The 12,644-nt window shown below is 61.8% G+C and carries 12 protein-coding genes; 10 read left to right on the forward strand and 2 right to left on the reverse strand.

Annotated features, from left to right (window positions below; translation table 11 throughout):
- Nucleotides 1–11: 11 nt before the first annotated feature.
- Together MKD49_RS05985 and MKD49_RS05990 are read right to left on the reverse strand one after the other, a co-directional pair.
- Nucleotides 12–878: a DUF3047 domain-containing protein gene (locus tag MKD49_RS05985; protein WP_256497536.1), complete on the reverse strand. Its 867-nt coding sequence runs from the start codon at nucleotides 876–878 to the stop codon at nucleotides 12–14.
- A gap of 148 nt (nucleotides 879–1,026) precedes the next feature.
- On the reverse strand, nucleotides 1,027–2,010 hold the full coding sequence (locus tag MKD49_RS05990) for a LysR family transcriptional regulator (protein ID WP_034333243.1): 984 nt from the start codon (nucleotides 2,008–2,010) through the stop codon (nucleotides 1,027–1,029).
- Nucleotides 2,011–2,252: 242 nt separating this feature from the next.
- On the opposite strand from MKD49_RS05990, the gene araD1 reads away from it, so the two are divergent.
- From araD1 to MKD49_RS06040, 10 genes are all read left to right on the forward strand, one after another.
- Complete coding sequence (gene araD1, locus MKD49_RS05995) at nucleotides 2,253–3,248, forward strand: AraD1 family protein (RefSeq protein WP_039787376.1); 996 nt, start codon at nucleotides 2,253–2,255, stop codon at nucleotides 3,246–3,248.
- Nucleotides 3,249–3,419: 171 nt separating this feature from the next.
- A complete protein-coding gene (locus MKD49_RS06000; RefSeq protein WP_121043909.1) occupies nucleotides 3,420–4,103 on the forward strand; it encodes an amino acid ABC transporter permease in 684 nt (227 codons plus the stop codon).
- A gap of 9 nt (nucleotides 4,104–4,112) precedes the next feature.
- Complete coding sequence (locus tag MKD49_RS06005; RefSeq protein WP_121043912.1) at nucleotides 4,113–4,763, forward strand: amino acid ABC transporter permease; 651 nt, start codon at nucleotides 4,113–4,115, stop codon at nucleotides 4,761–4,763.
- Nucleotides 4,747–5,481 (forward strand): amino acid ABC transporter ATP-binding protein, encoded by a 735-nt coding sequence (locus tag MKD49_RS06010; RefSeq protein ID WP_034333235.1) that lies wholly within the window; start codon nucleotides 4,747–4,749, stop codon nucleotides 5,479–5,481. Before MKD49_RS06005 ends, MKD49_RS06010 begins: the two co-directional genes overlap by 17 nt.
- A 69-nt stretch (nucleotides 5,482–5,550) precedes the next feature.
- Nucleotides 5,551–6,357, forward strand: a complete 807-nt coding sequence (locus tag MKD49_RS06015; RefSeq protein WP_039786863.1) for a transporter substrate-binding domain-containing protein — start codon at nucleotides 5,551–5,553, stop codon at nucleotides 6,355–6,357.
- A 93-nt stretch (nucleotides 6,358–6,450) separates the two neighbouring features.
- Complete coding sequence (locus MKD49_RS06020; protein ID WP_039786861.1) at nucleotides 6,451–7,986, forward strand: UxaA family hydrolase; 1,536 nt, start codon at nucleotides 6,451–6,453, stop codon at nucleotides 7,984–7,986.
- Between the two features lie 251 nt (nucleotides 7,987–8,237).
- A complete protein-coding gene (locus MKD49_RS06025) occupies nucleotides 8,238–9,413 on the forward strand; it encodes a fumarylacetoacetate hydrolase family protein (protein ID WP_034329864.1) in 1,176 nt (391 codons plus the stop codon).
- 16 nt (nucleotides 9,414–9,429) lie between these two features.
- Nucleotides 9,430–10,194, forward strand: coding sequence for an SDR family oxidoreductase (locus tag MKD49_RS06030; RefSeq protein ID WP_034329862.1), 765 nt, complete (start codon nucleotides 9,430–9,432; stop codon nucleotides 10,192–10,194).
- A 223-nt stretch (nucleotides 10,195–10,417) separates the two neighbouring features.
- Nucleotides 10,418–11,332: an SMP-30/gluconolactonase/LRE family protein gene (locus MKD49_RS06035; protein WP_252695747.1), complete on the forward strand. Its 915-nt coding sequence runs from the start codon at nucleotides 10,418–10,420 to the stop codon at nucleotides 11,330–11,332.
- 159 nt (nucleotides 11,333–11,491) lie between these two features.
- Nucleotides 11,492–12,046 carry an acyloxyacyl hydrolase gene (locus tag MKD49_RS06040; protein WP_034329858.1) on the forward strand — a complete coding sequence of 185 codons (555 nt, stop codon included), beginning with the start codon at nucleotides 11,492–11,494 and terminating at the stop codon, nucleotides 12,044–12,046.
- Nucleotides 12,047–12,644 lie beyond the last annotated feature (598 nt).

The following is a 12,644-nucleotide window of genomic DNA, read 5'->3' on the forward strand; positions in this document are numbered from 1 at the left end:
CACGTCAATCCTCAGGGAGTCGGCACCGCCTGCGCATCGCGCATCAGGCGGATGTCGCCATACCAGGCTTCCATCTTCTGCACGGTGTTGTCGGTATCGGTGAGCACGCCCACGCCGATCAGGCGGCCGGGCTTTTCTCCGAAGGCACGCTCGTAATCCTCGGCGACGTTGCGCTGGTAATTTCGCCACTGCCCCACACGCTCCGCACCGCTTTCCACCACCAGCATCTGGATGCGGCCGGTGCGGCCGTTGGCGATCACCGTGCCGGCCGGCGCCTTGGGATCCCACACATACATCAGCGTGGCATAGGGCAGCTCATGCCCGGTCAGCAGCTTGGCCGTATCGAAGAGGATGGTATCCATCAGCGAGAGCTTGTCGTGGTCGCCATCGAAGGCCAGCACGATGCGCACCGGCGAATCATCGGTTTCCCGGTGGGTGAGATCGGCCGTGGGAATCAGGCCGGCGGCTTTCCAGCTCCAGGTCAGCCAGGGCTTCTTGTTGATGTCGATGTCGACCGGATGGCGCAAGCCGGATGAGGCGCGGTCGGCAAAGGCGTGCAGCACGCTGCGGCCATTGTCCTGCACCAGACGGTATTCGGTAGGAATCTTCTTGCGGGTGAAGACCAGCGGCTCCCAACCGGTAGGCAAGCCTTCAGGCGGGTTGGCCGAGAACAGTGCCAGGGCCTGGTCCAGCTTGGCCTGTTTGGCTTGCCGGGCGGCCTCGTCGAGCGGTGCGGGCTTCTGTGCGGCGCAGCCTGCCAGCAGCAGGGCGCCAGTCACGCAGAGCGCGGCCAGCACGGCACGTGCGGCAGAGGCAGGAAGGGAAACAGGACCGAGAGCAGCAAGTCGCGTGCGCACACGCGGAAGACGCAAATTCATGAAGGCCAACCGGAGAAAGCGGATTCTGAGGGAAAGTCTGCGGCCACCCCGACCGCAGACGAACACTAACAGGAAAATCACGCCTGACGGCATCCGGAAAAACCCTAGCCTGTAAAAAAAACGTCAGGAACGCAACGCGGCGGTTGGCTCAATTTTGCTGCCGCAGGATCTGGATGAACATCTTGGCCAGCGACGACAAGGTACTGTTCTTGCGCGTGACGATGCCGTAATGCTCGATGCGGGTCTTGAGGTTCACCGGCAGGATCCCCAGCATCTGGCGCGCGGCAAAGAAATGCGCGATGTCCAGCGGCATCACCGCCACCATGTTCGATTGCGCCAGCAGGGTGATGGTGACGAAGGGGGAGGCGGTCTCGATGACGTTGCCCGGCACCTTCACGCCTTCCAGCTTGAACTCGTGCTCGATCCAGATGCGCATGGGCATGTTGCTCGAATAGAGAATCCACGAGGCATCGGCCAGCTCCTGCAGGCGTACCTTCTGCGCCGTGGCCAGCGGATGGTCGATGCCGCTGACGATGCACATGGGCTCGCCGCGCAGCATTTCGTAATGGTAGAGGTTGGGCTGCGAGCTGACCGAGGAACGGCCGATCATCAGGTCGATGCGGCCCTGGTCCAGCAGCAGCAGCTGACGGGCACTGGTGTCTTCGCTGATCTCGATGGAGACGTCAGGCTGGATCTCGCGCAGGCGCGACAGCGCGCGCGTGACGAAGGGAGCCGCCCCCATGATGGTGCCGATGGACAAGCGGCCGCCGCGGCCGCTGATCATGTTCTGCAATTCTTCGCGCAGGTTGGCGACATCGCTCTGGATCAGGCGCGCATAGCGGATCACGCAACGGCCCAGTTCGGTGGCCTCGATGCCGCGCGGGGAGCGGTCGAACAGCGTCACGCCCAGGGCATCTTCCATTTCATGCAAGGCCTTGGTGGCGGCCGGCTGGGTCATGTGCATCACCTCGGCGGCCTTGTGCAGGGAGCCCTGCTCGTCGAGCGCCGTCAGCAGCGCGACCTGGCGAAAGCGCAGGCGGCTGACGATGGAACCGACCGAAGGCAGTGCATCGCCTGCCGCGCCCTCCTCGCCGAGTCGGTTATCACCCGATGAATTAAGCTCATTAGACATCCTTGGTTCAGCCTCTTATAGTCGTCCCGGAAAAAACACAATGCTAGCGCATCTGCCCCCTGCCCACGGCGATGCGTGAAAAAAGCTCAGGAGACGACGGGCAGATTGATCCACAGGTGGCTTCGCCTGGCGGCAGTTTCCTGCCGCGTGCGAATCGCAGCCCCTGTTCTGCACATCGCTCCCCTGGACCCTGACCGCCCCTGACCGGCGGCCATATGGATGACGACGGCAAAGGAGACCTGGTGAGGCTGATTCAATATCGCGATCTGCATGGCCAACGCCGCGTCGGCATCGTCAATGGCGCCAGCATCCAGGTGCTGGGCGAGGTCGACACCATGCGCGAACTCGGCTTGCTGGCCATCGAACGCCATACCGGGCTGGAACGCCTGGCCCAGTTGCTCAATACCGACCGCTCCGAAGACTATGCCGCGATCCTGGCCGAGGGACGCATCCTGGCCCCGCTGGACCATCCCGACCCGGCCCACTGCCGCGTCTCCGGTGCCGGTACCACGCACCTGGGCAGCGCCACCACGCGCGACAAGATGCATCGCCGCATCGAAGGCGATGAGCTCGACAAGACCGATACGCAACTGATGATCGAATGGGGCATCGCCGGCGGCCGCCCCGCGCCGGGCACCGTGGGCGTGCAGCCCGAATGGTTCTACAAGGGCGATGGCCATTGCATCGTCGCGCCCGGCCAGCCCTTGCCGCGTCCCGACTTTGCCCTCGATGGCGGCGAAGAACCGGAGATCGTCGGGCTCTACCTGATCGATGACGCAGGCTGTCCGCGCCGCCTCGGCTTTGCCATCGGCAACGAGTTTTCGGATCACGTGATGGAGCGCCGCAATTACCTGTATCAAGGCCACTCCAAGCTGCGCCACTGCGCTTTCGGTCCGGAGCTGCTGGTGGGCCTGCCCCCGGCGCACCTGGTCGGCATGACGCGCATCCGTCGCCGTGGCCGCGTGATCTGGGAACAGGAATTCCTGACCGGCCCGGACAACATGTGCCACTCCATCGAGAACCTCGAATACCACACCTTCAAGTACGCGCACCTGCTGCATGCGGGCGACGTGCATGCGCACTTCATGGGCGCGGCCAACCTGTCGTTCGCCTACAGCGTGCGCACCGAGGATGGTGACAGCATCGAGATCAGCATTCCCGATTTCGGCGCACCGCTGGTCAATGGCATCCAGCACGTGCAATCGAACTTGCGACCGGGTGGCGTCAGGCAGCTGTAGCCGCGCCGCCCGGACCCAGGCGCGCCGCAAGGCGCAGCAGTACCGGCAATCATGCCAAGGCCCCGACCTCAAGGTCACCCAACAAGAGGCCGCCCCCAGGAAAATCAAAAAGGAGACCACCCTCATGCTGCTGTATCCCCCTTTCCCTGACGCTGCACGGACGGAGCGTCGATGAATTACACCTTCGATTTCATGAGCGTGTTCGCCAACTGGGATCGCCTCTTGATGGGTGCCTGGCTGACGATACAGCTCTCGGCCCTGTCCATCGCACTGGGCTTCGTGGTCGGCACGCTCGGTGCGATTGCCGGCAAGAGCCGGCTGGCGCTGGTGCGCGGCCTGGTACAGGCGTATGTCGAGATCATCCGCAATACGCCGCTGCTGGTGCAGGTGTTCCTGGTGTTCTTCGGCCTGGCCAGCATCGGCTGGAAGCTCACCGCCGAGACCGCTGCCGTCATTGCGCTCACCGTCAACGTCGGCGCCTACACCACCGAGATCATGCGCGCCGGCATCAACTCCATTCATCCGGGCCAGATCGAGGCGGCTGAATGCCTGGGCATGTCGCGCTTTCACGTGTACTGGCACGTGGTGCTGCTGCCGGCGGTGGAGCGCGTCTATCCCTCGCTGACCAGCCAGTTCATCCTGCTGATGCTGGCCTCCAGCATCACCTCGCAGATCTCGGCAGAAGAGCTGACCGCCACCGCCAACCTGGTGCAGTCGGAAACCTTCCGCAGCTTCGAGGTGTATGCGGTCATCGCGGTGGCGTATCTCGCCCTGTCCTTCCTGTTCCGTGGCGCATTCTGGGCAATCAGCCAGATGGCCTTCGTGCGCAAGCGCAAGCTTGGCACCAACCTGTAAGGAGGCGCGATGAACGCATTCAGTTTCCTGCACGTGGAATACCTGCTGCAAGCGGCCGTCTGGACCGTGGTGCTGTCGCTGGTGGCCTTCGTCTTCGGCGGCGTGGCCGGCTTCGTGATCGCCCTGTGGCGGGTCTCGCCCAATGCCCTGCTGCGGGGGATCGCCAGTACCTACATCCAGGTGGTGCAGGGCATCCCGCTGCTGGTGATCCTGTTCGTGGCCTACTTCGGGCTCGCCATCGCCGGCTTCAAGCTCACCCCGCTGGTGGCGGCCGGGATTTCCTTTGCGATCTACTGCGCTGCCTTCCTCGGCGAGATCTGGCGCGGCTGCATCCAGGCGGTCCCCAAGACCCAGTGGGAAGCCTCGGAATGCCTGGGCTTCAATCGCTTCGAGCAGCTCACCAAGGTGATCCTGCCGCAGGCGGTCAAGATCGCCACGCCACCCACCGTGGGCTTCATGGTGCAGATCGTCAAGAACACCTCGCTGGCCTCGGTGATCGGCTTCGTCGATCTCTCGCGCGCCGGCCAGATCATCAACAACTCGACCTTCCAGCCGTTCACCGTGTTCGGCTGCGTCGCACTCATCTATTTTTGCCTGTGCTTCCCGCTGTCGGCGCTGTCCAAGCACTTTGAAAGGAAATTGAATGTCAGCCATCGTTAAGATCAATGATCTGCACAAGAGCTTCGGCAGCAACAAGGTATTGAACGGTGTTTCGCTGGATGTGCAGAAGGGCCAGATGGTGGCCATCATCGGCAAGAGCGGTTCGGGCAAGAGCACGCTGTTGCGCTGCCTGAACGGTCTGGAGAAAGTGGATGGCGGCAACATCCATGTATGCGGACATGATATCCATCATCCGGACAAGCTGAACCTGCGCGAATTGCGCAAGCAGGTCGGCATCGTCTTCCAGAGCTACAACCTGTTCCCGCACCTGACGGTGGAGCGCAACATCACGCTGGCGCTGACCACCATCAAGAAGATGTCCACCGAGGAAGCGAAGAAGATCGCCCACAAGGTTCTGCAGCTGGTGGGCCTGGAGAACAAGAAGGAAGCCTACCCCGAGCAGCTCTCGGGCGGCCAGGCGCAGCGCGTGGCGATCGCCCGCTCGCTGGCCATGGCGCCGGAACTGATGCTGTTCGACGAAGTGACCTCGGCGCTGGATCCGGAACTGACCGCCGAAGTACTGAAGGTCATGGAAGACCTGGCCCGTGGCGGCATGACCATGGTACTGGTCACGCACGAGATGGCCTTTGCCCGCAAGCTGGCCGATGTACTGGTGTTCATGCACCAGGGCCAGGTGTGGGAGATCGGTCCGCCCGACGAACTCTTCAGCAATCCGAAAACCGCCGAGTTGCAGAAGTTCGTATCAAGCGATCTGTAAAAGATCGCATATCCATCTTGTATGGATTTTTTTGTCAGCAGCATCCCTACAATCACCCAGGAGACATCAATGAAAAAACTGTTCAACTTCACCAGGAAGGCCGCCGCCGTCGTGCTGGGCCTGGCTTGTTTTGCCCAGGCCGCACATGCCGATGCCCTGGCCGACATCAAGGCGCGCAAGAAGGTGCTGATCGCCATCGACCTCGGCGCGCCGCCGTTCGGCATGACCAACGCCAAGCTGGAGCCGCAGGGCTCGGATGTGGAAACCGCGCGCCTGCTGGCCAAGGACATGGGTGTGGAACTGGAGATCGTGCAGGTCACCGGCCCCAATCGCATTCCCTTCCTGATGACCGGCAAGGCCGACATGGTGATCTCGTCCTTCTCGATCACGCCGGAACGCCAGAAGGTGGTGGCCTTCACCCAGCCCTACGGTGCCTCGCAGTTCGTGGTGGCCGCGCCCAAGGGCGAGAACATCAAGGGCCTCAATGATCTGGTCGGCAAGCGCGTGGCGGTGGTTCGCGGCAACATGCAGGATTCGCTGCTGACCCCGCTGGCCCCCAAGGGAACCAACATCGTGCGTTTCGATGACGATGCCACCGTGACCGCGGCCATCATCTCGGGCCAGGTCGATGCACTGTGCACGCCCAATTCGCTGGCCTCGGCCATTGCCAAGCAGAACCCGTCCAAGAACCTGGAAACCAAGTTCGCCATCAAGGACATTCCCTATGCCATCGGCCTGCGCAAGGGCGAGCCGGCACTGGAAAAGTGGCTCAACGAATGGATCACCGCCAACCTCAAGAATGGCAAGCTGCCCGGCATCTACCAGCAATGGGTAGGCAGCCCCATGCCTGACCTGGCGCAGTTCGCGCCCAAGTAAGACCGTCGTTTCCGGCATGCCGCGCCAGCCAGTGCGGCATGCGCCCGCCGCCTGAGCGGCCAGCCTGCAGCATCCACGTTCTCCGAGACCAACATGAAAGCCAACTCTCCCATCATCCGCCTGAACCCGGTCGATGATGTCGTCATCGCCCGCCAGCAGCTCATCTCCGGCACCGTGCTGCAGGACGAAGGCGGCCTCAAAGTCCAGGGCCTCATTCCCGCCGGCCACAAGATGGCGACCCGCGCCATCTCTGCGGGTGAGCCGGTCAAGCGCTACGGCCAGATCATCGGCACGGCCAGCCAGGACATCGCGCCCGGCCAGCACGTGCACACGCACAACCTGGCCATGGCCGAGTTCTCGCGTGAACACCATTTCGGCGCGGACGTGAAGCCGGTCGATTTCGTCGCCGAACCGGCCACCTTCATGGGCATCGTGCGCCCCGATGGCCGCGTGGCCACGCGCAACTACATCGGCGTACTGACCTCGGTGAACTGCTCGGCCACCGCGGCACGCGCCATCGCCGATTACTTCCGCCGCGACATCCATCCCGAAGTGCTGGCCGACTATCCCAACATCGATGGCGTGGTGGCCCTGACCCACGGCCAGGGTTGCGCCACGGATTCGCAGGGCGAGCCGCTGCAGATCCTGCGCCGCACGCTGGCGGGTTACGCCACCCATCCCAACTTCGCTGCGGTGCTGGTGGTGGGCCTGGGCTGCGAGACCAACCAGATCTCGGGCCTGATGGAAAGCCACAACCTGAAGGAAGGCGAATACTTCCACACCTTCACCATCCAGGGCACCGGCGGCACCGCCAAGACCGTGGCGCTGGGGATCGAGAAGATCAAGAAGATGCTGCCCAAGGCCAATGACATCAAGCGCGAGCCGGTGTCGGCGAAGCACCTGACGCTGGGCCTGCAGTGCGGTGGTTCGGATGGCTATTCGGGCATCACGGCCAATCCGGCGCTGGGTGCGGCAGTGGACTTGCTGGTGCGGCATGGCGGTACGGCCATTCTTTCGGAGACGCCGGAAATCTATGGCGCCGAACACCTGCTCACCCGCCGCGCGGTATCGCCGGAAGTCGGTGAGAAGCTGCTGGCCCGCATCGCCTGGTGGGAGGAGTATTGCGCCAAGAACGATGCCGAGATGAACAACAATCCCTCAGCGGGCAACAAGGCCGGTGGCTTGACCACCATCCTCGAGAAGTCGCTGGGCGCGGTCGCCAAGGGCGGCACCACCAATCTGGTGGATGTCTACAAGTATGCGGAGACGGTCACCGCACGCGGCTTCGTCTTCATGGATACGCCGGGCTACGACCCGATCTCGGCCACCGGCCAGGTCGCCGGAGGGGCCAACATGATCTGCTTCACCACGGGCCGCGGTTCGGCCTATGGATGCGCACCGGCACCGTCGCTCAAGCTGGCCACCAACACTGCGCTGTGGCAACGCCAGGAAGAAGATATGGACATCAACTGCGGCGAGATTGCCGACAGCAATGTCACTCCGCAGGAGGTCGGTGAACGCTTCTTCCAGATGATCCTCGATACGGCATCGGGCAAGAAGACCAAGAGCGAGCTGCATGGCTACGGACAGGATGAATTCGTGCCCTGGCACATCGGTGTCTATACCTGATGCTGATGCAGATCATGAAGGCCCGGCTGCGGCCGGGCTAGTGTTATCCCGCAGTGAATCATGGTGATCCGTATTACGCCGGCCCGGGTCGCGTAATACGGACTGCCGGCCAAGCATCCTTGCCTTCGGGCATCCACGGGGACGAGGATGTTTCGCCCGCAGTGAGTCTTCCCCCTTGCAGAACACGACATCGTGGCGACGCCCGCTTCCCGAGTCATCCGGGTCCGCCTCCAACATAAGGAATCAAGAACATGGCACACACTTATTCGCTTCAGGCCCACCTGCCTGAAGACCACGCGCAGGCCACGCTGATCGGCCGCCTCTGGCAACCCGGCGTGGGCCCGGTGCTGGTGCGGATCGACGCCGACGGTGCGTATGACCTCACGCTCATCGCGGCCACCTCCAGCGAATTGCTGGAACTCGACAACCCGGCCGCCGCCGTACGCGCCGCCACCAACATGACCCGCCTCGCGACCTTGCAGGAGTTGCTCGACAATGCCGACGCCGCCCATCGTGATACCTCGCGCCCCTGGCTGCTGGCTCCCATCGACCTGCAGGCCGTCAAGGCCAGCGGCGTGACCTTCGTGGCCAGCATGCTGGAGCGCGTGATCGAGGAGCAGGCGCGCGGTGACGCCGGCAAGGCGGAATCGGTGCGCAAGGCGATCACGGCGGTGATCGGCGACAACCTCTCCAGCGTGGTGCCGGGCTCGCCGGAAGCTGCGCGCCTGAAGGAAGTGCTGCTGGAGCAAGGCGTGTGGTCGCAATACCTCGAAGTGGGCATCGGCCCGGATGCGGAAATCTTCACCAAGGCACAGCCGATGTCGTCGGTGGGCCTGGGCGATGAAGTCGGCATTCACCCCAAGTCGGCCTGGAACAATCCCGAGCCGGAAATCGTGCTGGCCATCAACAGCCGTGGCAAGGTGGTAGGAGCGACCCTGGGCAATGATGTGAACCTGCGCGACTTCGAAGGCCGCAGTGCCCTGCTGCTGGGCAAGGCCAAGGACAACAATGCTTCCTGCGCAGTCGGGCCTTTCATTCGCCTGTTCGATGCAAACTTTTCAATTGACGATGTGCGTCGCGCCGAACTTACAATGCGGGTCGATGGTACGGAAGGCTTCACGCTCAAGGGCAGCAGCTCGATGTCCATGATCAGCCGCGATCCGCTGCAGCTGGTGGAGCATGCGATCGGTCCCAATCACCAGTATCCGGATGGACTGGTACTGTTCCTGGGGACCATGTTCGCACCGACCCAGGACCGTTTTGGTCCCGGCCAGGGCTTCACCCACCAGGTCGCCGACATCGTGACGATCTCCACCCCCAAGCTGGGTGCGCTGGTGAACACCGTGAACTTCAGCGACCAGACCGCACCGTGGACTTTCGGGCTCACCGCGCTGTACAAGAATCTCGCCAATCGCAAACTCGTTTAATCGCAAAGGAACAAGCATGTCCGCATCCACTGGCCGCCTCGCCGGCAAGACCGTTCTCATCACTGCTGCGGCCCAAGGTATTGGCCGCGCCTCCACTGAACTGTTTGCGCGTGAAGGCGCGCGCGTGATCGCTACCGATATCAGCAAGACGCATCTGGAGGAGCTCGCCTCCATCGCTGGTGTGGAGACACATCTGCTGGACGTCACCGACGACGACGCCATCAAGGCATTGGTGGCCAAGGTCGGCACCATCGATGTCCTCTTCAACTGCGCGGGCTACGTGGCAGCCGGCAACATTCTGGAGTGCGATGACAAGGCCTGGGATTTCTCCTTCAATCTCAATGCCAAGGCCATGTTCCACACCATCCGTGCGGTGCTGCCGGGCATGCTGGCCAAGAAGGCCGGCTCCATCGTCAACATCGCCTCGGCCGCATCGAGCGTGAAGGGCGTGGCCAATCGCTTTGCCTACGGAGCCTCCAAGGCGGCCGTAGTGGGGCTGACCAAGTCGGTGGCGGCGGACTTCGTGGCGCAGGGCATCCGTTGCAATGCGATCTGCCCGGGCACCATTGAATCGCCTTCGCTGAACCAGCGCATCAGCACGCAAGCCAAGGAGACCGGCAAGAGCGAAGACGAAGTCCGCGCCGCCTTCGTGGCACGCCAGCCCATGGGCCGCATCGGCAAGGCCGAGGAAGTGGCGGCACTGGCCTTGTACCTGGCATCGGACGAGTCGAACTTCACTACCGGATCGATCCACATGATTGATGGTGGGTGGTCCAACTAAGCAGGGGATGGGAGGATCGTTCGAGGGTCTCGCATCAGGACGATGCGGATGATACGAACGGTCCGCCAGATCAGGACGGCATGCTGCACGCATGCCGTTTTTCTTTTGGCGCGCTGCGCGCTGATCCTCCTGCTGGTGTGAGGGATGTTGCGGATCAGGTTTATCAAACCAGATCCGCGCGGCATAATGAGCGCTTACTCATTCATGCTTACAGGCAAGCTCCATGTCCCAGGCATCTCCCGCATTGACTGCTGACACCTTCACCACCGTTTCTCCCGAACTGATGCTGCTGGGCGAATCGCCCCTGTGGCACGCGGAGGAAGCAGCACTCTACTGGATCGACATTCCCGGCAAAGCCGTCCACAAGCGTGTGCTGGCCACGCAGCAGCACCAGCGCTGGGACATGCCGGAAGAACCCGGCAGTATCGTCAAGCATGCCCAAGGCGGGCTGGTGGTGGCGTTGCGGTCGGGCATGTTCCATCTCAATACTGGCAATGGCGCGCTGACGGCGCTGCTGGAAGCGCCCTACGATATGGCACGCATCCGCTTCAATGACGGGCGCTGCGATGCCTCTGGCCGCTTCTGGTGCGGCACCATCTACGAGCCGCGTGATCGCGATGGCGGCACCTTGTATTGCTTCGAACGTAATGCCTTGCGTGATGCGCATCATGCCGTGGTCACCTCCAATGGCGTGGCGTTCAGCCCGGACCAGCGCCTCATGTATCACGCCAATACGCCGGCCCACCGCATCAACGTCCATGACTATGATCTGGCTACCGGCCAGACCAGCAATTGCCGCCTGCTGCGCCAGTTCGACAGCGACAAGACTGCGCCCGATTACGGCGGACGCCCGGATGGTGCCGCGGTCGATAGCGAAGGTGCGTACTGGTGTGCGATGTTCGAGGGAGGGCGGGTGTTGCGGCTGTCGCCACAGGGCGAGATCCTGCAGGAGATCCGCGTGCCGGCGCGCTGTCCGACGATGGTGGCATTTGGTGGCGAGGATCTGCGCACGCTCTTCATCACGACCGGACGCAATGGCCGCAGCGAGGCGGAGCTTGCCCAATATCCGCTGTCTGGACATGTGCTGGCCATTCGCGTGGAGGTGGCGGGAAGACTTGAGTATAGCTATCGCCCATGAGGCTGCGCGCCGTCTGTGGTAAGGACGCGGCACAATATTTCACGCGAGTATGCATTTGTGATGATTATGAGAGAATATCGCGTCCCCGCGGCTGCCCTTGCGCCGCGCCGAATACAAGCAAAGATCCTTCAAAACCATTTACGCGCTGAAAGAGAATCCATGACTAAATTGAAGAGCCTGGTCGCCAAGATCGCTTTTGCTGGCGTTGCCGCCATTGCCATCCAGTCGCCCAGCTACGCCATCGACGGCATGTCGCTGGAGTACGGTACTGGCAACAACACCCAGCTGGCCCGTATCGGTGCGCAGTTCAACTGGGGTCCGAACTGGAATTTCTGGCAGTCCAATGGCACCCACATCGGTGGTTACTGGGATCTGTCGCTGGCCAACTGGCGCATGAACCACTACAACAACACCAATGACAGCGGCAACCTGATCGACCTGGGCCTGACCCCGGTGCTGCGTTTCCAGCGCGACGACGGCAAGGGTTTCTACGGTGAAGCCGGTATCGGCGTGCACCTGTTCTCCAAGCTCTACCGCAACAACGACAAGGTGTTGTCGACCGCCTTCCAGTTCGGTGACCACATCGGTGCCGGCTATGTGTTCAGCAATGGCCTGGACCTGGGCATCCGCCTGCAGCACTTCTCCAACGGTGGCATCAAGCAACCCAACGGCGGCGTGAACTTTGCCGTGGCACGTGTGGCTTACAAGTTCTGATGATCTGAGCTTGTACTGCTGAAAATGAAGAAGCCGGCTTTGCCGGCTTTTTTATTGTCTGTTGTTTTGAGAGAGGGTCGCGAGTGGCGAATGACTGCTGTTGCATATCAGGCGGGGACTGACCTGCTCCTGAATGTTAGATTTTTGCCTGTGCATAAATTAACTGCTACTGGGGTTATTGGCGCAGGCTGTGTATAAATCTAAGGTTTGGATTTCCCGGAGTGCCTTATTACGCGTGTTTGGAGTCAATTGACCTTTCAGATCCTAAATGTCTGTGTATAAGAAAATGCACAGAGACCGAGCGCAGAGATTTACGTCTGTGAATAAAACTAAGAATAGACGTTGAATGCCAGCAGGACGATATGACGGCAAAAAGGTCTCGCTCGCGCAGCTTGAAGCGCCCTGCAGCACGCAGCGGCGAGGATGAACGCATATTATCGATCCTCGGACCGTTCGAAACTTTTTACTTCAATCGAACCGTCTTTCGCATCGACCGCGCTGCAATCATAAACCGAGCGCACAAAGCAAAAACCCTCGCTACTTGCGTAACGAGGGTTCTTGGGAGTAACAAGCCTGACGATGACCTACTTTCACACTG

This window comes from Herbaspirillum sp. WGmk3, from assembly GCF_023952535.1.
GTDB classification, from domain to species: Bacteria; Pseudomonadota; Gammaproteobacteria; order Burkholderiales; family Burkholderiaceae_D; genus Herbaspirillum; species Herbaspirillum huttiense.